This is a genomic window from Clostridium sp. DFI.1.208 (assembly GCF_024463855.1).
Taxonomy (GTDB): domain Bacteria; phylum Bacillota_I; class Bacilli_A; order Erysipelotrichales; family Erysipelotrichaceae; genus Clostridium_AQ.
Map to the genome: position 1 here is coordinate 1 of NZ_JANGCA010000147.1, position 1,471 is coordinate 1,471.

The following is a 1,471-nucleotide window of genomic DNA, read 5'->3' on the forward strand; positions in this document are numbered from 1 at the left end:
GGGAGTATCCCAAAGATTGTGTAAACCTCTAAACTGATGTAAGATAAAATTACTCGGTTTGGAGGTTTTTAAAATGGTAAGAAAAAAGGATACGCCACGAAAAGCAATAATGCGAGAGTTCATGCAGAATTACCTGAAAGAAAATGATGTAAAGGTCAAGGATGGAAATGATGTCAATGCTATTATGCGTGATATGATGTCAGTTATCCTTGAAGGCGTTTTAGATGAGGAGCTTGATCAGGAACTCGGCTATAGCAAGTATGACTATCGTAACAAAGAAACTGACAATAGCCGTAATGGCCATTCGCAGAAAACGATGCATACCAGCTATGGGGATATGCAGATAGAAGTTCCCCGGGATCGTAATGGTGAGTTCCAACCGCAAATCGTAAAGAAATATCAAAATACGATCACCCAGGACATGGAGGAAAAAATCATTTCCATGTATGCGAAAGGTATGACAACATCAGATATCGAAAGCCACATGAAAGAGCTTTATGATATCGATATTTCAGACAGCACCATAAGCCGTATCACGGATAAGATCATGCCTATCGTAAAAGAATGGCAAGACAGACCATTAGAGAGCGTATACGCAGCGGTATTTATGGATGCTATCCATTATCATGTCCGCAGCGAAGGGCGTATCGTAAAAAAAGCCGTATATATAGCTCTTGGTATTGATATGGATGGACATAGAGATATTTTAGGGATGTATATAGGCGAGAACGAAAGTGCGAAGTTTTGGCTCTCTGTGCTTAATGGTCTTAAGAACAGAGGTGTTGAAGATATACTGATCGTTTGTGTAGATGGGCTCAGCGGATTTCCACAGGCCATTGAAGCTGTATATCCACAGGCAGAGATCCAGCACTGCATCATCCATCAAATACGAAACACCACAAAATTCGTATCCTACAAAGATATCAAAGAGCTGATGGGCGATTTGAAACGAGTATATACTGCTGTTACAGAAGAAGTAGCTTTGAATGAGCTTGAAGTTTTCAACGATAAATGGGGCAAAAAATACCCTAAGATTTACCGTTCCTGGAGTGATCATTGGGCGACCTTATCCACATATTTCAAATATCCGGATGCGGTCAGAAAACTCATTTATACAACTAATGCAATCGAGGGATTCAACCGTCAGCTACGCAAAGTCACCAAAAGCAGGACTGTATTCCCTTCCGATAACAGCCTTCTAAAAATGCTCTATTTAGCCACTATGGACATCACTAAAAAATGGACGGGCAGACGCCAAGACTGGGGTGAGATCCGCTCGCAACTTGAGATCTATTTCGAAGAGAGATTGGCGGACAAGGAGATCTAAAGTTATATTTTTTATTGACATGTATAAATACTGCTGTATAATGCAGACAAAGGGCGAAGCCTATTAAATCAGCTCCGCCCATATCGTTAATTCTTATGGTCTTATATCAGTTTCTTGAGTTTACACAAACTTTGAAACGCTCTC

The 1,471-nt window shown here is 40.5% G+C and carries 1 protein-coding gene; it reads left to right on the plus strand.

The window, feature by feature from the left end; all coding sequences use genetic code 11:
- Positions 1 to 109 precede the first annotated feature (109 nt).
- A complete protein-coding gene (locus tag NE665_RS23705; protein ID WP_178760136.1) occupies positions 110 to 1,327 on the plus strand; it encodes an IS256 family transposase in 1,218 nt (405 codons plus the stop codon).
- Positions 1,328 to 1,471: the final 144 nt, after the last annotated feature.